Below are 17,974 nucleotides of genomic sequence, written 5' to 3' on the forward strand. Positions count from 1 at the left end.
GTCGTACTAATCTCTTTATTTTTCGTCAAATTTTGCTGCTTTTTCGCTATTTCGCGTTGTCGTTGTAGCTCAAGCACATCTCAACTTCTTCTTTAGAGCCGATAATGCACGGTACACGTTGATGAATTTCTTCAGGCATAACTTCCAGAATTCGGCCTGTGCCTGTTTCTGCTTTTCCACCTGCTTGCTCCATTAAGAATGCCATCGGGTTAGCTTCGTAAAGCAAGCGTAATTTACCTGGCTTAGACGGGTCCCTGTTATCGAATGGATACATAAAGATGCCACCGCGACAAAGCAAACGATGAATATCACCCACCATTGCCGCTACCCAGCGCATATTAAAGTTTTTGCCTCTAGGGCCATCTTTACCTGCTAGAAGGTCGGCAATGTATGCCTGCATTGCAGGTTCCCAATGACGCTGGTTGGACGCATTAATCGAAAACTCTGACGTTTGCTCAGGTACTTGAATATTAGGGTGAGTAAGCAGGAAACCACCGTGGGTTTTATCAAGCGTATAAATATGCGTGCCGCGACCCGTCGTCAACGCCAGCATAGTAGACGGGCCATACAGCACATAGCCTGCAGCTACCATCTGCGTTCCAGGCTGTAAGAAAGCAGACGGATCGTCTGGTTTCATCCACTGTGGCGCATGGGTAATAGAGAAAATAGTACCAATTAGGCTGTTAATTTCAGTGTTTGACGACCCATCTAGCGGATCGAAGCTTACTAAGTAATTACCGTCTGGATTACACGGTACAACGTCATCTTCTTCTTCAGACGAAATGGCTTTTACGTAGCCAGATTCCCTTAGCGTGTCTTTTAAAATGTGGTTAGAGATAACGTCGAGCTTTTTCTGTGTTTCGCCCTGTACGTTTTCTGAAAGGGTTGAACCGAGCACGCCAGCAAGTGCGCCTTGACTCACGCGGAAAGAGATTTCTTTACAGCCCGCTAGCAGTGTACGAATGAGTAAAATTAACTCAAGCGGTGCACCGTCTTGTTGCAATTGGGAATTTAAACGTTTCATTGAATGTAAGCCTTTTTTTCGTGTGTAGGGTGTTGTGCTACCAGTCGCTCAGCTTTCCTTACCGGCGTTTGTCTGAAGCACACACAGGTTTTAAACCTGTGGTTAGATTGTAACCGTGTTCTTGGGTAAGTGGAACACGCGCGTAAAATGTCATACACACACCATACCAGTTTGCACATCATAGATTCATAGGTGTTTAGCGTATTACAACGGCTTAAGGCATTTATTGAATGATTAAAATTGAATTATCTATAGGCCACGGGGTTCTGATACAGTACCCCAATAACATGATAATTCATTGAGAATGCGCTATGCATGTACATATTTTAGGCATTTGTGGAAGTTTTATGGGCGGCATCGCCGCTATTGCTAAATCACTCGGCCACAAAGTAACAGGGTCTGATAAAAACGTTTATCCGCCCATGAGCACCCAGCTTGAAGCATTAGGCATCGAGTTGACCGAAGGTTATTGCGAAAGCCAGTTTGATCCAGCGCCAGATATGGTAGTAATTGGTAACGCGATGTCGCGCGGTAACCCCGCCGTTGAATACGTGTTAAACCGAAACCTGCCTTACACTAGCGGCCCACAATGGCTGCTTGATAACTTACTAAAAGATCGTTGGGTCATTGGTTTATCAGGTACCCACGGTAAAACGACTACTAGCAGTATGGTCGCGTGGATTTTAGAACACGCTGGTCTTAACCCTGGTTATTTGATTGGCGGCGTACCAGAGAATTTTGGCGTATCGGCTCGCGTGGGTGAAAGCCCCTTTTTTGTCATTGAAGCTGACGAATACGACAGCGCATTTTTCGATAAGCGTTCTAAGTTCGTACACTATCGTCCAAAAACCTTGGTAATTAACAACCTTGAGTTTGACCATGCAGATATTTTTGCTGACCTTGGGGCTATTCAAACCCAGTTCCACCATTTGGTTCGCATGGTGCCAGAAAACGGGCTTATTCTTACACCTAACAATACGGCCGCAATTGAGGAAATGCTTAAGAAAGGTTGCTGGTCTTCTCGCCAATCGTTGGGCAAAGAGTGGCATGCAGAACTGTTAAAGAAAGACGGCAGTGAATTCAATGTATTACATAACGGCGTTATAGCTGGAACGGTAACCTGGGCTTTGGTTGGTCAACACAATGTGGACAATGCTTTAATGGCCATAGCTGCCGCCCACCATGCAGGTGTTACCTTACCTGTTGCCATAGAAGCCTTATCATTTTTTAAGAATGTTAAGCGTCGCATGGAGGTAAAGGGTGAAGTAAACAACATCACCCTTTATGACGACTTTGCACACCACCCTACTGCAATTGCGACTACACTTGATGGATTGCGCAAAAAAGTGGGTAATGCCCGTATTCTGGCTGTGCTAGAGCCGCGCTCTAACACGATGAAAATGGGGGTGCACAAAGATACGCTGGCAAACTCATGGCAGAAAGCCGATGAGGTTTACCTTTATGAACCTGAAGGCATGGACTGGTCGTTAGTCGATTCGGTAGCGGACAGCAACGCGCCTACGCACTGCTTCAGAGATGTAGAGAAGATCGTTCAAGGCGTTTGCAACGTAGCACAACCGGGCGATCATATTCTTGTAATGAGTAACGGCGGTTTTGAAGGCATTCATGGCCGAATACTCGACGCCCTAAAAATGAAGTCCAAATTGTAAATAGACAGAATAAAACGAAGTGTTACCCGATAGACAAGCGCATTACGCTTGTCATCTACAGAGGCTATACAATGAAACATGACAAGCAAGTCACGCTTGCTATCACAGGCGCATCTGGCGCGCCTTATGCGCTTACACTATTGAAATCGCTAGTTAACGCCGATTACCAAGTGTATGTATTAATCTCTTCCGCTGCCAAAGTGGTGTTTGCCACCGAAGAGAACGTCAAGATACCCGGGCGACCAGAAGACGCTGCCGCGTTTTTTACCGAGCATTGCAATGCAAAGCCAGACCAAATCAAGGTTTTCGGCAAAGAAGAGTGGTTTTCACCAGTAGCTTCAGGCTCAGCGGCCCCCGCAAAAATGGTGGTTTGCCCGTGTTCAACAGGCACCCTCTCGGCCATTAGCATTGGCGCTAGCGACAACCTTATTGAGCGCGCAGCTGATGTTGTTCTAAAAGAGCGTGGACAACTTATTTTGGTGCCTCGTGAAATGCCACTTTCTTCTATTCATCTAGAAAATATGCTCAAGCTTTCGCAAATGGGTGCTACTATTATGCCTGCAGCGCCTGGCTTTTATCACAATCCTAAAACTATCGATGACTTGGTAGATTTTGTGGTGGCGCGCATACTAGATCACCTAGGTATTGAGCAGTCTCTTGTCGCAAGATGGGGCTACCAGTCTTCCAAACATTCTGAGGATTAACCATGTTCGCGTTTGCAAACAGGATTTGCGCAGTTGCGCTGAGCACGCTATTTACATTGTGTATTTCATCACCCGCTTTCGGATGGGGGCAAACCGGTCACCGAGTGACTGGCGCTATTGCCGAGCAATATCTTAGCCCTCTTTCACAAGCTGCACTAATGGAGTTATTACCACACGGTTCGTTGGCTGAAGCCTCAACTCACGCTGACGAAATGCGTTCTGACCCCAGCGAATTTTGGCAGAAAACCGCAAGCCCTTGGCACTATGTATCTGTACCTGAAGGAAAGACCTACGAAGAAGTTGGCGCACCAAAGCAAGGTGATGCGGTTACCGCGTTAAAGCAGTTTACTGAAACGTTAAAAAGCGACACCGCCACCGTTGAAGAAAAGCGTCTGGCCCTTCAGTTCATTGTACATATTATTGGCGACCTTCATCAGCCGCTTCATGCCGGCAATGGTACTGATCGTGGTGGTAACGACGTAAAAGTGCGCTTCTTCTGGCAAGACTCTAACCTACACCGAGTGTGGGACTCGCAAATGCTAGATCAGCGCGACCTGTCGTACTCAGAGTGGACGTCTTGGTTAACAAAAGCTATTACGGCTAAGGATATTCGCAGTTGGGCCACCACCGACCCCATGGTGTGGATTGAAGAAAGCACCGCTATTCGCGATACCATTTATCCTGATGACGCTAACAATATGAGCTATGACTACTTATACAACCACCTGCCTACTGCAAAAAAGCGTTTGCAGATGGCCGGAATTCGCATTGCCATGTATTTGAACAGCGTGTTTGACGAAGCAGAGCACTAGTCAAAAGTTAAGCTCGATTAGCATCTCGCAGTTAATCGAGCTGATACACTTCCAACCTTAGCGCTTCAAGAGCCTCTGTCGTACTACCTACATCTGCTGATTTCATAAAGTCTCTCAACAGTGTCATGGCAGGTTCTGCGAATTCGTGAGGCACGACCCTATCGAAATATGGACTTGTGCTTTCTGCCGTATTTAACTGCTTAGCGCCCATATCATTAAAGTAATTCGGAAAATGCTCACTTCCCGCCAAAGGAGAAAATCCCCCTGCGTGAAGATTAAATCGCGACTGGGCCTTGTGTGTCGCCATGAACGACAAAAATTGTCGCGCCGCTTTTTGCTTCGAAGAACTAGCCCGAACAAAAAACACATCCAAAGGAGCTAGCTCAATGGTTTCTTGACCAGGACTGAGCTCTGGGAAAGAAAATATCCTAATTTTTGACTCTGCACTTTCAGGAATACGAGAGCTTAGAAAATGTCCAATTAACGTAACGCCTGCCAAGCCTCGGTACAGATAAGGCATGGGATCATACCAGTCCATGTTCTCTCCCGTATCCATGAAATAGCCCTTATCAATGAGTACTTTCCACAGAAGAAAAACCTGCACGACTCGCTCATCTTTATATGAGACACGGCCTGATAACAGTTCGTGGTGAAAGGACTCTCCATAAAGCCGTAAACTAATGAATTCAAACCAGCTTGTTAATACCCACGGCGCATCATACCCAATGGCTATGGGCGTAATACCTTTCTCTTTTAAAGCCTGACAGAGGTGAAGAAATTCGTCCCACGTACTTGGCTCTGCGAGTCCCATAGAATCAAAAAGCTCAGCATTATAAAAAAATGACCACGGATAATGGGATACCGGAATAGCGTAGAAGCGGCCATTAAGGCTAACTTGAGAGGACACCGACACTCTAAACGCATCTGTTAGTCGCTGTGCTTGCCAAACGTCACTTATGTCGCTCACCCATCCACTGCGAACAAGGTCGAGCAGCCGCTCGTCGCCATACCAATAAAGTACGTCTGGCCCTTCACCCGTTTTAAGCCATTTGAGAACTTGCTGCTTATACTTATCGGTATGTACGCCCACCGCATTGAGCGTAATATCAGGCGCTACTTTGGCAAATTCTTGCTCAATGTCAGAGATTAAGTAACGTTCGTTAACGTTATCATTCAGCCATCCGACAGTAAGCGTCTCTGCCTTTGAGGGCAAGGCCAACATAGCCAAAAAAACGGTTAGATAACAAGGATATAACCCGTAAATTGCTCGCACCAAAAGCCCCTGCTTAAACTGAGTTTGCAGAACTTATCGGTTAATAAACGCCAGGTGCGCCCCTAAAATTACGCGCTATTTATGGCACTCAGTCCAGATCGAGAGGTTCAGGAGAGAGAATAACGCCCGTGCTATCAGCATAAAGATGATCTTCTGGTAAAAACGTAACGCCACCAAAGTTAACGGGCACGTCTACCTCACCAATACTTTCACACTCAGCATTTACTGGAATGGCGGCTACCGCCAAAACACCGATATCTAATTCGGCAAGGCTATCAACTTCTCGCACGCTGCCGTATATCACAACCCCTTCCCAATCGTTGTCGATTGCAACTTGAGCAGAGGATGCATCGAACAGTGCACGACGGCTAGAACCACCGCCATCAATAAGCAGTACTTTTCCAGCGCCGGGCTGAGCAAGTACTCGGTCGATAAGGCCTCTGTCTTCAAAGCATTTAATTGTGGTAATTTCACCACCGAAAGAATACCGGCCACCAAAGCTCGCGAAAATTGGATCTACCACGTCTACGCTATCAGCAAACAAATCGCATAATTCAGATGTGTTGTATTCCATCGTTCTGCCTTACTAAAATTGAGAAGACTAAAATTAAGTGAAAACAAAGCGCTGCTTACGCTTCTAAAACTAGCATAGCATTAAATGTGGCAATGCAAACGTTTGATTTAACGCCTTTCGTCGAATTTTCTACTTTTTTCAAAACTCATCAAAACTTGCTCTCCCCTCCCCCAAATGAGCACATATTTTGCTTAGCTTTCTGTCTTTTACAGCCATTCCCAATATCTGTTCGCCAGGACAAAAGAAAAAGTAAAAGCGAAGCTCGCTGTCAAAAAAGTTTCTTTTTTTCGTCACCCACTGGTCACAGATGAACTTTAGCCTGTGCAGTAATTAACCGATAGGGGACAAGGCGATGTTGATTAAATCCTTGACCAAATACGATACTGACTTGTTTTATCGCCTGTACAAACTGACGCAAAAAAGAGACTGCAGAAGTATTATCTGGCTGTCGAAAACCGGCGATGGTTACCTGTACCTTGTTATCGGTGCGCTGCTTTGGGCATTTGAGCCTGAACACGGTGAGCTTTTCCTCTACACAGCGCTGATGGCTTATGCGCTGGAATTACCCATTTATGTGCTGCTTAAGAAAATGTTCAAGCGCCCTCGCCCTTGCGATTTTCTAATGAATTTAACAGCACATGTCACGCCTTCTGATAAATTCTCTCTTCCTTCAGGCCACACGGCAGCAGCCACATTGATGGCGAGCATAGTGGCTCATTATTATCCGTCGTTTGCGGTATTAGCTTACAGCTGGGCCGCGTTAATTGGTCTTTCACGTGTGTTACTGGGTGTTCATTACCCGTCAGACGTGATCGCAGGGACACTTTTAGGCGTTACAATAGCAACGTTGAGCATTTCTATTCTGGGGTAGCATGAGATTATTGTATGGTGTGCAAGGCACCGGTAACGGACACATCGCCCGTGCGCGAATAATGGCTGCAGCTCTGGCACAGCGCGATGACATTAACGTTGACTTTGTGTTTACTGGTCGTCCCCCTGAGAAGTATTTCGACATGGAAATATTCGGAGAATACCGAACCTTTACTGGCCTGAGCTTTATCACCAAAGGAGGCCGGGTTGATAAATGGGCGACCGTTAAAGATGCAAATGTAAGCCAGTTCATTAAAGACGTGAAAGCCTTTGATACCAGCAACTACGATTTGCTGGTCAATGACTTTGAGCCCGTTACGGCGTGGGCAGCTAAACAGCAAGGTCTACCATCTATTTCGATTAGCCATCAGGCTGCATTTGCCTACGATGTTCCTAAAAGTGGCAACACGATTTTCGACTCCTTGCTAATGAAAGTGTTTGCACCAACAGAGATTCAACTAGGCGTGCACTGGTATCACTTCAATCAACCAATTATTCCGCCATTCGTTGCAGAAAAGCCGATTGTGTCTTCGGGAAATGGTCACGTTCTGGCTTACTTACCTTTTGAAGATATTGAAGATGTTCAACAAATGTTGGAACCCCTAAGCGATCAGGTTTTCGAATGCTTTCACCCGAACATCGATGAAGCGAAAGAAGTGGGACATATTCATTGGCACCCTACATCTAAGAAGCACTTTCAAAAAGCCCTACAGCACGCCAGTGGCGTAATCGCCAATGGGGGGTTTGAGCTATCGAGTGAGGCACTTCAACTGGGCAAGAAGCTGCTTATAAAACCTTTACACGGCCAGTTTGAGCAACTATCGAATGTGCTTACATTAAATAAATTGGATTTATGCCACACCCTGTTTCAACTTGATACCGACATTGTTGAAGAGTGGCTAGAAGCTCCCGACAACGAAGCAATTGCCTTTCCAGACAACCCCAACATTCTTATCGATTGGCTTAAAAACAAAGACTTTTCTGATACGCAAAGCCTGTGCGATGCGCTTTGGAAAAACGTTCGATATGGCGATAAAACACAAGAACGATTATTGGCTCTTGCAATTTAACGCCGCAATGCGATGATAGCGGCATTTGTCGTATTCTTCGCGGGATTTTTCGTGCTTAAAAAGTCAGTTGTTTTCTTGCTAACACTCACAGCATTATGTGGCTGTGGTTACAAAGGGGCGCTCTACATTCCTGACGCGCCTGCACAAAACACGTCTGCTGAACCAGCGTCTTCTGAAAATGCAGAAACCGGCGCCGACTCTGACACCAATAACACTTCACCCGCAACTACTTCTGGAGAGCTGAACTAGTGGATTATTTCGCCTACAGCCAAGGTCAGCTTCATGCTGAACAAGTGGCTGTTTCTGATATTGCAGCCCAGCATGGAACGCCGGTTTACATCTATTCACGTGCAACATTAGAGCGTCACTGGCACGCATTTAATGATGCCATTGGTGAGCATCCTCACCTTGTGTGTTACGCGGTAAAAGCGAATTCGAACATCGGTGTATTAAGCGTTCTAGCCAAATTAGGTTCAGGCTTTGATATCGTTTCAGCAGGTGAACTCGCTCGCGTAATCGAGGCCGGTGGCGATGCAAGTAAGGTAGTATTTTCAGGCGTTGGTAAAAAGCATGATGAAATTCGCTATGCGCTAGAACAAGGCATCATGTGTTTCAACGTAGAATCAGAGCCAGAGCTTCATCGAATTAACCAGGTTGCAGGCGAAATGGGCGTGAAAGCCCCTATTTCACTGCGCATAAACCCGGATGTGGATGCCAAAACTCACCCTTATATTTCTACAGGCTTGAAGGCAAATAAATTCGGTATTGCTCGTGAGCGAGCGCTTGCTACCTATGAATTGGCCGCATCGCTACCTCATTTAAATGTTGTTGGTATGGACTGCCATATCGGCTCGCAGCTCACAGAAATCGGCCCATTTGTAGACGCCTTGGAGCGCTTGCTTCTGCTTATTGATGAATTAGCTGAACGCAACATTATCATTGAACATTTAGATGTGGGCGGTGGTCTTGGCGTTACTTATAACAACGAGCAACCACCTCATCCTAAAGCCTATGCACAAGCCATGGCTGAAAAAATGGTAGGCCGTGAAAACCTAAAGCTTATTCTTGAGCCAGGCCGCGCTATTGCAGCAAACGCTGGTATTTTAGTTACCGAAGTTGAATTCATTAAAGAAGGTGAAGAAAAAAGCTTCGCCATTGTCGACGCTGCAATGAACGATTTATTACGCCCTGCACTTTACTCAGCATGGCAAAAAATTATTCCTGTAAAAGAAGAAACTACGGCAACACCACGTATCTACGATGTGGTAGGCCCAGTGTGTGAAACTGGTGACTTTATAGGAAAAGATCGTGAATTAGCCATTGAACCAACAGACTTACTTGCAGTTCGCAGCGCCGGTGCCTATGGTTTTGTTATGGCGTCAAACTACAACAGCCGCTGTCGTCCAGCCGAAATTATGGTAGACGGTGACAAAGCAATTGTGGTTCGCGAAAGAGAAAAACAAAAAGATCTCTGGCAAGGTGAGTACAAACTTCCGTAAACTAGAGACAAACTAACAAGATAGATGCGCGTTTAATGCAGGTTCAATTTTCTAAAATGCACGGTTTGGGTAACGATTTCATGGTTATTGATAACGTTACTCAGAACGTCTTTTTCTCTAAAGAAAAAATTCAGCAACTGGCTAACCGAAACTTCGGCATTGGCTTCGACCAGCTGTTGATGGTGGAACCGCCTTACGATCCTGAACAAGACTTCCACTATCGTATCTTCAACGCGGACGGTTCGGAAGTAGAACAGTGTGGCAATGGCGCACGCTGCTTCGCACGTTTTGTTAAGCAAAAAGGTCTCATTAATCGCAACAAAATTGTCGTAAGCACCAAAGCTGGAAAAATGGTGCTGTATCTTGAGAAAGATGGTCAGGTTACTGTGAACATGGGTAAACCTGAATTCGAACCTGCGAATATTCCACTTAAAGCCAATAAGCAAGAAAACACCTACATATTGCGAGTCGGCGAGAGCACGCTATTCATTGGATCGGCATCGATGGGTAACCCACATTGCGTGATGGAAGTCGACGACGTTGATACTGCTAATGTGGCCGAGATTGGTCCGCTTGTTGAAAAGCACGAACGCTTCCCTGAAGGCGTAAACGTTGGCTTTATGCAAATAATCAATGAGTCACACATTAAACTTCGCGTATTTGAACGAGGTTCAGGTGAGACCCTGGCCTGTGGTAGCGGCGCTTGTGCAGCGGTTGCAATTGGCCAGATTCAGGGTAAATTAGGAAAAGACGTGCGGGTGGACTTACCCGGAGGCAGTTTACGTATACGCTGGCCCGGCCCAGATAACGTGTTAAAAATGACAGGGCCTGCCGAGCACGTGTACGACGGACATATAAATCTATGAGCGAATTATCAGGGCAGTCTAACGCTACGCAATTGATTGAGCCATTTAACGACACAACGGAATTGTCGAGTGCCGATGTGCGCGCGTTCTTGTTACAAAACCCTGAGTTCTTTGCCGAGCACCCCGACCTTCTTGAAAAAATTAAGCTTCCCCACGAGCAGAAAGGCAGTGTTTCACTGGTAGAAATTCAAAGCGATCAGCTTCGAAAGAAAGTTAGGCAGCTTAATTTTAAACTCAATCAGCTGGTGAGCATCGCTAAACAAAACGAAAAAATATATCGCGTTTACACCGATTTAAACGTGCAGCTTCTGCGCTGTGAAAGTGTTGCCGAAGTTCAGTTTACTTTGGAAGATGTGCTTCAAGAGCGTTTACAATTGTCGTCGGCGGTCATTAAAAGCTTTAAAGGTCCGCACGCGATCCCTGAGCTACAGCAACGTTTATTTACTGAAAAACGTTTTAAAAATACCAACTTTTTCTTTGGTCGATTATCTCAGCACGAACGCCAGCTTCTTTTCGGAGAAAGCCCTGCGGAGTCTGTAGCGCTAATGCTGCTTGGTGACAACCGTGAACTCGGTATTTTAGGTATTAGCAGCAGTGACGCCAGCCACTTCACCCCAGATATGGACACCTTGTTACTTCAACAGCTTCAGCAAGTGCTTAATATCATCTTGCCTGAAATGATGGGATATTAGGTGTAGTGTCTACGGACGCATTGATAAGCGAACCTTGCCAGCAATGGCTAGATAAGTTTCTGCTACATCTACAGGTAGAACGTGGGTTATCTCTTCAAACTATCAAAAATTATCAGCGCCAGCTTACCGAAGTTGCAAAGCTACTTGGGCTTTACGAGTGGTCGGGACTAACGCCAAGCGACATAAAGCGGGTAATGGCTGATGCAAAGATGTCAGGGCACAGCCCGCGCAGTATAGCATTGCGCCTATCGGCACTTAGAACCTTCTGCCAATATCTTATCGATCATCAGCAACTATTCAGCAACCCTGTAGAGGGTATTCAAGCTCCGAAACAAGGGAAGCCATTGCCTAAGCAACTAAGCGTAGATGAAATGCAGCAGCTTCTTAATGCCTCCCCCCGAAGCAGTGACGACGATGAGGGTATGCAATTACGTGATGTGGCTATGTTTGAGCTACTTTATGGCTGTGGACTGCGCTTGAGCGAACTGACTGGGCTTAATTTGGCCGACTGTCTAAAGGACGGTACCGTGAAGGTCATGGGTAAAGGAAGTAAACAGCGAATACTTCCGTTAGGCCGACACGCACAAAAAGCACTTAACGCATGGTTAAAGGTACGCCCTGCCTACGCATCACCTTACGAAAGTGCGGTCTTTGTGAGTAAGCGCAAAACCCGCATATCCAATCGACAAGTCGCTAATCGCCTCGATAAAATGGCAAGCGAACAGTCGCTGTCACAAAAAGTAAGCCCTCACAAACTGCGCCATTCCTTTGCTACCCACGTATTAGAATCCAGCGGAGATTTGCGTGCGGTTCAAGAGCTATTAGGTCATGCTAACTTGTCAACGACACAAGTTTATACCCATCTGGATTTTCAGCATCTCGCTAAGGTTTATGACGCGGCTCACCCTCGTGCACACAAGAAATAACGCTACTAGAAGGTTTCCCCATGCAGTTTTTCAGGTCTATCAATAACGTCGAGGCTATGACCTTCGACCTTGATGACACTCTCTACAATAATGAACCTATTATTCGACGCGCAGAGCAAGCCCTTCAAGCGCATATTGCTGAACATCACAAACATGCGGCTAAGCTAACATCACTTGATTGGCTACAGCTTAAACGTGCGGCTATCGCCAAAGACGCGCGGTTGGCTTCTGATATGGGGCAGCTTCGTCGCGTTGTTTTAAACGCTGCACTATCTGGCACGCCAGCAAACCAGTTATCAATAGTCCCTACAGAAGACACTGCATTACGTGCTGCTGTAGACAGCTGCTTTAATTGTTTTTATGACGCAAGAAGCGATTTTGCATTAGCCAGCAATGTTCACCACACCCTCGATAAACTTAGCCAGCACTTACCGCTCGTTGGTATTACTAACGGCAATGTAAACGCGCAAAAAGTAGGGTTAGACCGTTACTTCACGGCGATCTTACACGCCAGTGTGGAACGGCCTATGAAGCCTGCTCAAAACATGTTTGATGAAGCGGCCTCACTGATAAAGGTAACGCCGTCGCACATTTTACATGTGGGCGATAATATTATTAAAGACGTCTTCGGTGCCATTAATGCAGGCTATCAGTCGGCTTGGTTTGCATGTAATCGTCCAATGCAGTTGAAATTAGAACCCGTTTCAGTACTTCCACACGTTCAGCTTGATTCATTAGAAGAGCTTATTCAATTTGTCTAGGCGCTATTTATCTCGAAAATACAGACCTTTACTACTTATTCTTTTGCGGGATGTGAACCTTTGAGTAAGCCGCATTCTTAAAGGTCTTGAGAGCCGCACTTAGGGCGTATAGATTTTAACGCTCACTCGTTATACACTGAAAACTGAAGTCGTAGTTTTTGTGTCCTCATGGAAAAACCTGCTATCTCGAAGTCAAGGTCGCAACAAGCGTCCAAGGTAGATAAGCCAACCTCGAATGTTCATGAACATGCCGAGACAGGTCGTTCTTTTTGGCCGTTTAAGCCACTGTCTGGCTTGTATCAAGATGTATTTATTATCTTGTCTTGGATTGCCATATGGCAAATTGGACGCATTGTTGAATACACTGAACACGCCAGTGTTTGGTTTCCTGCGGCAGGCTACACCCTTGCATGCTTCTTAGTTTTAGGTTGGCGCGCGGTAGTGCCTATTATGGTGGCCGCCATTGCGATTACCGTCTGGAATGGTCATAACTACTCGCTGCCATTAAGTAACGTAGAAATGATGTGGGGCGGCGTGTTATTCGGCGTTGCACATATGCTCCCTTACTATGCAGGAGCCAGTGTTCTCGGCCATCTATTGAGGAAACCCGACGTCACCACACCCCAATTAATCGTCTCGTTCTTGATTATCGGCTGTATTTCGTCGTTAGTTGCCACGCAACTTGTCATTGGTTCACTTGTTCTCACTAATCAGATGTCAGCGGCGGATATTAAAGAGGCAATGCTGCCCTTTTGGATAGGGGATATGGCTGGTGTTGTTGTGCTTGCACCTCTTTTTGCTGGCTTGTTAGTAAAAATAAGTGCGGCTTCTAAAATAGACCTCTTGGCATTTTCTAACTGCGCTTCATCCGATTTACACAGCTACTTTAAGAAAGTGGCAATCAATTTGACCCTCATACTATTCGTCATGTTACTGGCAAAACTTACCCAGTCCCGTGATAGTGCATTTGCTATCTTTTTTCTCGCCATTACCCACATGTGGATAGCGTGTACTGAAAGTACGAAGCGCAATGTTATAAGCCTTGCAATAAGCAGCTTATGCATTGTTTTGTTGGTGCATATATTCGCCTTAATGGATTACGTCAAAGTGTATCAGTTTGCACTCAACGTTATTGCAGCCAACGCGTTGTTTGGTATAGCCATTCCTCAGTTACAAGCAGACAATGCTCTGCTCAAAGACCGTGTTTTTGTGGATACCTTAACCCAAGCTTATACGCGGGAGTATTTGGCCCAGCGCAGCGCACTTGAAATGGCTCAGAGCCGTGAATCGGGAAGCTCGCTTTATTTCGTTATGTTTGATTTAGATAAGTTTAAACGTATTAACGACGAATTAGGCCATGTAGACGGCGACAATGCATTGCGCCGCTTAAGTCAGGTGACGAAGGATATTGTGCGTAAAGCTGATGTTTTTGCCCGTTTCGGCGGCGACGAATTTGTATTGCTTCTGCCTAATATCAGCGAGCAAAACGCCCTTAATTTGGTGGAAAAAGTACGTGAAGGAATAAACGCAATCGTTATTTCAGAAGTGTCATTATCATCGAGCTTCGGCGTCACTCTCATGCAGCAAAGCGATACACTCGAGACACTTATTCAGCGCGCCGACCGCGCACTCTACGCATCAAAAGAAAAAGGCGGCAACACAATAACCCTCAAATAATGGGGTCAGAGTACATTTAATCGCTCAAATACGCTGAAGACAAAAATGTACTCTGACCCCATTATTACGAAAGCAGAAATGTACTCTGACCCCAATTTTATACGTGGGAGTTATCTTCTAGTACGTTTTGGCGCATGGATTCACATGGGCTTTGACAAACCGGTCTCCCAACCACTTTAGCTGGAACACCCACCACAGTAACGTGAGCCGGAACACTATTAAGTACAACGCTACCAGCGCCCACTTTTGAGCCTTCACCTATTTCAATATTTCCAAGGATCTTGGCGCCAGCGCCAATTAACACGCCTTGGCGAATTTTAGGGTGACGGTCGCCCGACTCATTACCGGTACCACCTAATGTAACGCTCTGCAAAATAGATACGTTGTCTTCAACCACTGCAGTTTCGCCCACTACAATGCCGGTTGCATGGTCAAACATGACGCCTTTGCCTATACGCGCAGCAGGGTGGATATCTACACCAAAGCTTGCCGAGTTGCGGCTTTGTAAGAATAAAGCAAGCTGATGACGCCCATGAACCCAAAGGTAATGCGCCATGCGGTGTACTTGCACAGCATGAAAACCTTTAAAGTGAAGTAAAGGAGTGAGGTAATCGTTGACCGCCGCATCCCGCGCCTTAATCGCTAGAATGTCAGCAATAGCCGCTTCGCTGATACCAGGCTCAAGTAAGTAAGCTTCATCGAAAACTTCACGAATGGCGAGCGCAGGCATGACGTCGTCTGCCATTTTGTTCGACAGAATAAAGCTAAGCGACGATTCAAAGTTGTGATGTGCAAGAACACTGGCATGCACATAGCTAGACAGCAAAGGCTCTTTTTCAGCAACAACTTGCGCTTCTTGTTTCAGCGTAGACCAAAAATCGATGGGCGTTGTAAGTGCGGTCATGAGCATGTCCCGTTATATAAAAATGCTGTGTTCTATCAGAAAATTGGGTAAGCAATCTAAACTTGTTCCTTGCTGGGCATATCTATGCTGACAAAAGGGAACGCGTAAAAGTTTACCTGAGTTTGATGTGATGCAATACCGATGTGATACCGACCAAGCGCATAATTCGATCAATTTATCGAATTAATTCGTTATAGCTAATAACCGTATCGTACATGTATACATCGTTAAAGCATTCTGCTCTCTCGCTGCGTCTAACTGAGTGCTTCAATTAATTTAATAGAACGTTCAGAGCGCTCGTATCTTTCATTAAATAATACTTAAAATCATGATTACACACGAACGTATAATGCCGTTGAAGTTTATCTTCACTGGGAAAAACTGGACTGTATAAATTAACAGGCAGGTGGCATAATAGCGCGCTGCTGAATGTATAACACTATCAACTAACAGGTACCACACTATGGATGTATCTCGACTGCTAGACGAGCTAAACGACAAACAGCGTGAAGCAGTAGCAGCCCCACTATCTAACGCCCTAGTTTTGGCTGGCGCGGGCAGTGGTAAAACCCGCGTATTAGTGCATCGCATTGCGTGGTTAATGGAAGTCGAAAACATCGCCCCTTTTTCTATTTTGGCAGTAACCTTTACCAATAAAGCAGCCAAAGAAATGCGCGGCCGAATAGAGTCGTTGATGGGTCGCAGCCTGCACAATATGTGGATTGGTACCTTCCACGGGCTTGCGCATCGCTTACTACGTGCGCACCATGCAGAAGCCAACTTGCCTGAGAATTTTCAGATAATTGATTCGGACGATCAATATCGACTTATTCGCCGCATTCTGAAGGCCATGAACCTGGACGAAAAGCATTGGGCGCCTCGTCAAATTCAGTGGTACATAAATGGCAACAAAGACGAAGGCTTGCGCCCTCAGCACATTGAAACCCACGGCGATCATATTCAAAAGACCATGCGCGAAGTCTATGCGGCATATCAAGACGCTTGTGACCGTTCAGGCTTGGTAGATTTTGCTGAACTGTTGCTACGCGCACATGAATTATGGGCTAAAAACCCAGAAGTATTAGCCCACTATCAACGTCGTTTCCGTGCAGTGTTGGTAGACGAATTCCAAGATACCAACAATATCCAATATGCATGGCTTCGTATGCTGTGTAGTGGTGGTAATAATAACATTATGATTGTTGGCGACGACGATCAGTCTATTTACGGCTGGCGCGGCGCGAACGTAGATAATATTCAGCACTTCCTGAAAGACTTCAACGAGCCTACTACTATTCGCCTTGAGCAGAATTACCGCTCTACAGGAAACATTCTTAAAGCGGCGAACACGGTTATCGACAACAATACGGGCCGTTTAGGGAAAGAGCTTTGGACGGAAGACGCGCAAGGCGAGCTGATTTCTGTATATGCGGGTTTCAACGAGCTAGATGAAGCGCGCTTTATTGTTTCGAAAATCAAAGATTGGCTTAATCAAGGCAACGCCCTTACTGATACCGCTATTCTTTATCGAAACAACGCCCAGTCTCGAGTACTGGAAGAAGCCTTGCTGCACGAAGGGCTGGCGTATCGCATATACGGCGGTCTGCGCTTCTTCGAACGCCAAGAGATTAAAGACGCCCTTGGCTATATGCGCATGGTGAGCCATCCGCACGACGATGCAGCTTTCGAGCGTGTAGTAAACACCCCAAGTCGCGGTATTGGTGAGAAAACCTTATCGCAAGTGCGCGACACCGCGCGAATGCACAACTGTTCAATGTGGCAGGCGTGTCAGTTGCTCATTAATGAAGGTGGCTTTAAAGGCCGCGCGCTAAACGCAATGCAAAGCTTTGTGTTGCTAATTACTGAGCTAGAGCAATCCACGTTAGATGAGCCCCTTGACCAACAAGCCGATAAAGCTATTCGCCAGTCTGGTCTGTACGCCATGTACCAAGCAGAGCGCGGAGAAAAGGCCCAAGCACGTCTAGAAAACTTGGAAGAATTGGTTACTGCATGTAAAACCTTTATCCCGCCTGAAGAAGCCGAAGAAATGTCGCCTCTGGCAGCCTTTCTAGCTCATGCGTCGCTGGAAGCAGGTGAAACCCAGGCGGATAAAGACCAGGATGCCGTGCAAATGATGACCATTCACACCGCTAAAGGCCTTGAATTTCCACTGGTATTCTTAGCAGGTGTAGAAGAAGGCATGTTCCCTAGCCAAATGACTAACGACGAGCCAGGTCGAATGGAAGAGGAACGCAGACTTTGCTATGTTGGTATGACCAGAGCAATGCAAAAGTTGTATATTACTTATGCAGAAAGTCGTCGACTCTATGGCCAAGATAAGTATCATACTGCTTCTCGATTTATTCGCGAAATGCCAGCAGACTGCGTTGAAGAGGTTAGGCTGAAATCGACGATTTCGCGGCCCGTGCACAACCGCTTTAGCCAAGCGACGTCGCACGCCAGTTTTGAAGAAACGGGCTTTAGTTTAGGTGAGCGAGTTGTACACCGTAAATTTGGCGAAGGGATCGTACTTAACTACGAAGGGAGTGGTGAGCACGGTCGAGTTCAAGTAAACTTCGACGAATTTGGCAGCAAATGGCTGGTACTTGCTTACGCAAAGCTGGAGAAAGCGTAACATTATTAATAGGCAAG

At 46.1% G+C, this 17,974-nt stretch carries 17 protein-coding genes; 13 read left to right on the forward strand and 4 right to left on the reverse strand.

Annotation, left to right across the window (positions count from 1 at the left end):
• Window positions 1-46: 46 nt before the first annotated feature.
• Window positions 47-1,024 (reverse strand): class 1 fructose-bisphosphatase, encoded by a 978-nt coding sequence (locus MHN00_RS18365; RefSeq protein ID WP_014947860.1) that lies wholly within the window; start codon window positions 1,022-1,024, stop codon window positions 47-49.
• 311 nt (window positions 1,025-1,335) lie between these two features.
• Here MHN00_RS18365 and mpl point away from each other — a divergent pair, with 311 nt between their 5' ends.
• From mpl to MHN00_RS18380, 3 genes are all read left to right on the forward strand, one after another.
• On the forward strand, window positions 1,336-2,694 hold the full coding sequence (mpl, locus tag MHN00_RS18370; RefSeq protein ID WP_239302018.1) for a UDP-N-acetylmuramate:L-alanyl-gamma-D-glutamyl-meso-diaminopimelate ligase: 1,359 nt from the start codon (window positions 1,336-1,338) through the stop codon (window positions 2,692-2,694).
• A 71-nt stretch (window positions 2,695-2,765) separates the two neighbouring features.
• The gene (locus tag MHN00_RS18375; RefSeq protein WP_014975357.1) at window positions 2,766-3,398 is read left to right on the forward strand and encodes a flavin prenyltransferase UbiX; all 633 of its coding nucleotides are present in this window, start codon (window positions 2,766-2,768) and stop codon (window positions 3,396-3,398) included.
• 2 nt (window positions 3,399-3,400) lie between these two features.
• A complete protein-coding gene (locus tag MHN00_RS18380; RefSeq protein ID WP_069943530.1) occupies window positions 3,401-4,210 on the forward strand; it encodes a S1/P1 nuclease in 810 nt (269 codons plus the stop codon).
• Between the two features lie 31 nt (window positions 4,211-4,241).
• Here the strand turns inward: MHN00_RS18380 and MHN00_RS18385 are convergent, their stop codons facing one another.
• Window positions 4,242-5,483 (reverse strand): extracellular solute-binding protein, encoded by a 1,242-nt coding sequence (locus MHN00_RS18385; RefSeq protein WP_069943529.1) that lies wholly within the window; start codon window positions 5,481-5,483, stop codon window positions 4,242-4,244.
• 88 nt (window positions 5,484-5,571) lie between these two features.
• Window positions 5,572-6,057 carry a ribonuclease E activity regulator RraA gene (rraA, locus tag MHN00_RS18390; protein WP_014947855.1) on the reverse strand — a complete coding sequence of 162 codons (486 nt, stop codon included), beginning with the start codon at window positions 6,055-6,057 and terminating at the stop codon, window positions 5,572-5,574.
• A 352-nt stretch (window positions 6,058-6,409) separates the two neighbouring features.
• On the opposite strand from rraA, the gene MHN00_RS18395 reads away from it, so the two are divergent.
• The 9 genes from MHN00_RS18395 (at window position 6,410) to MHN00_RS18435 (ending at window position 14,418) form a co-directional block, all read left to right on the forward strand.
• Window positions 6,410-6,928, forward strand: a complete 519-nt coding sequence (locus MHN00_RS18395) for a phosphatase PAP2 family protein (RefSeq protein ID WP_014947854.1) — start codon at window positions 6,410-6,412, stop codon at window positions 6,926-6,928.
• Window position 6,929: 1 nt separating this feature from the next.
• Window positions 6,930-7,997 carry an MJ1255/VC2487 family glycosyltransferase gene (locus MHN00_RS18400; protein WP_239302019.1) on the forward strand — a complete coding sequence of 356 codons (1,068 nt, stop codon included), beginning with the start codon at window positions 6,930-6,932 and terminating at the stop codon, window positions 7,995-7,997.
• Between the two features lie 12 nt (window positions 7,998-8,009).
• Complete coding sequence (locus MHN00_RS18405) at window positions 8,010-8,246, forward strand: lipoprotein (RefSeq protein WP_069943528.1); 237 nt, start codon at window positions 8,010-8,012, stop codon at window positions 8,244-8,246.
• On the forward strand, window positions 8,246-9,496 hold the full coding sequence (gene lysA / locus MHN00_RS18410) for a diaminopimelate decarboxylase (RefSeq protein WP_014975352.1): 1,251 nt from the start codon (window positions 8,246-8,248) through the stop codon (window positions 9,494-9,496). Before MHN00_RS18405 ends, lysA begins: the two co-directional genes overlap by 1 nt.
• Window positions 9,497-9,531: 35 nt before the next feature.
• Window positions 9,532-10,362: a diaminopimelate epimerase gene (gene dapF / locus MHN00_RS18415; RefSeq protein ID WP_014947850.1), complete on the forward strand. Its 831-nt coding sequence runs from the start codon at window positions 9,532-9,534 to the stop codon at window positions 10,360-10,362.
• Window positions 10,359-11,054, forward strand: coding sequence for a DUF484 family protein (locus MHN00_RS18420; RefSeq protein WP_014947849.1), 696 nt, complete (start codon window positions 10,359-10,361; stop codon window positions 11,052-11,054). Before dapF ends, MHN00_RS18420 begins: the two co-directional genes overlap by 4 nt.
• A gap of 5 nt (window positions 11,055-11,059) precedes the next feature.
• Window positions 11,060-11,980 (forward strand): tyrosine recombinase XerC, encoded by a 921-nt coding sequence (gene xerC / locus MHN00_RS18425; RefSeq protein ID WP_239302020.1) that lies wholly within the window; start codon window positions 11,060-11,062, stop codon window positions 11,978-11,980.
• A 20-nt stretch (window positions 11,981-12,000) separates the two neighbouring features.
• Window positions 12,001-12,741 (forward strand): HAD-IA family hydrolase, encoded by a 741-nt coding sequence (locus tag MHN00_RS18430; RefSeq protein WP_014947847.1) that lies wholly within the window; start codon window positions 12,001-12,003, stop codon window positions 12,739-12,741.
• 168 nt (window positions 12,742-12,909) lie between these two features.
• Window positions 12,910-14,418, forward strand: coding sequence for a diguanylate cyclase (locus MHN00_RS18435; RefSeq protein ID WP_202285854.1), 1,509 nt, complete (start codon window positions 12,910-12,912; stop codon window positions 14,416-14,418).
• 97 nt (window positions 14,419-14,515) lie between these two features.
• On the opposite strand, the gene cysE is transcribed toward MHN00_RS18435, so the two are convergent.
• Window positions 14,516-15,322 carry a serine O-acetyltransferase gene (gene cysE / locus MHN00_RS18440; protein WP_014947845.1) on the reverse strand — a complete coding sequence of 269 codons (807 nt, stop codon included), beginning with the start codon at window positions 15,320-15,322 and terminating at the stop codon, window positions 14,516-14,518.
• 463 nt (window positions 15,323-15,785) lie between these two features.
• Between cysE and uvrD the strand changes: the two genes are divergently transcribed.
• Complete coding sequence (gene uvrD / locus MHN00_RS18445) at window positions 15,786-17,957, forward strand: DNA helicase II (RefSeq protein WP_239302021.1); 2,172 nt, start codon at window positions 15,786-15,788, stop codon at window positions 17,955-17,957.
• The last annotated feature ends 17 nt before the right edge of the window (window positions 17,958-17,974 follow it).

Origin of the sequence: Alteromonas sp. Cnat2-8, from assembly GCF_022348355.1 — a bacterium.
GTDB classification, from domain to species: domain Bacteria; phylum Pseudomonadota; class Gammaproteobacteria; order Enterobacterales; family Alteromonadaceae; genus Alteromonas; species Alteromonas macleodii.

Coding starts and splice junctions, on each gene's coding strand:
- MHN00_RS18365 (WP_014947860.1), bottom strand. CDS start 1,024: ATGAAACGTTTAAATTCCCAATTGCAACAAGACGGTGCACCGCTTGAG.
- mpl (WP_239302018.1), top strand. CDS start 1,336: ATGCATGTACATATTTTAGGCATTTGTGGAAGTTTTATGGGCGGCATC.
- MHN00_RS18375 (WP_014975357.1), top strand. CDS start 2,766: ATGAAACATGACAAGCAAGTCACGCTTGCTATCACAGGCGCATCTGGC.
- MHN00_RS18380 (WP_069943530.1), top strand. CDS start 3,401: ATGTTCGCGTTTGCAAACAGGATTTGCGCAGTTGCGCTGAGCACGCTA.
- rraA (WP_014947855.1), bottom strand. CDS start 6,057: ATGGAATACAACACATCTGAATTATGCGATTTGTTTGCTGATAGCGTA.
- MHN00_RS18395 (WP_014947854.1), top strand. CDS start 6,410: ATGTTGATTAAATCCTTGACCAAATACGATACTGACTTGTTTTATCGC.
- MHN00_RS18400 (WP_239302019.1), top strand. CDS start 6,930: ATGAGATTATTGTATGGTGTGCAAGGCACCGGTAACGGACACATCGCC.
- MHN00_RS18405 (WP_069943528.1), top strand. CDS start 8,010: ATGATAGCGGCATTTGTCGTATTCTTCGCGGGATTTTTCGTGCTTAAA.
- dapF (WP_014947850.1), top strand. CDS start 9,532: ATGCAGGTTCAATTTTCTAAAATGCACGGTTTGGGTAACGATTTCATG.
- MHN00_RS18420 (WP_014947849.1), top strand. CDS start 10,359: ATGAGCGAATTATCAGGGCAGTCTAACGCTACGCAATTGATTGAGCCA.
- MHN00_RS18430 (WP_014947847.1), top strand. CDS start 12,001: ATGCAGTTTTTCAGGTCTATCAATAACGTCGAGGCTATGACCTTCGAC.
- MHN00_RS18435 (WP_202285854.1), top strand. CDS start 12,910: ATGGAAAAACCTGCTATCTCGAAGTCAAGGTCGCAACAAGCGTCCAAG.
- cysE (WP_014947845.1), bottom strand. CDS start 15,322: ATGACCGCACTTACAACGCCCATCGATTTTTGGTCTACGCTGAAACAA.
- uvrD (WP_239302021.1), top strand. CDS start 15,786: ATGGATGTATCTCGACTGCTAGACGAGCTAAACGACAAACAGCGTGAA.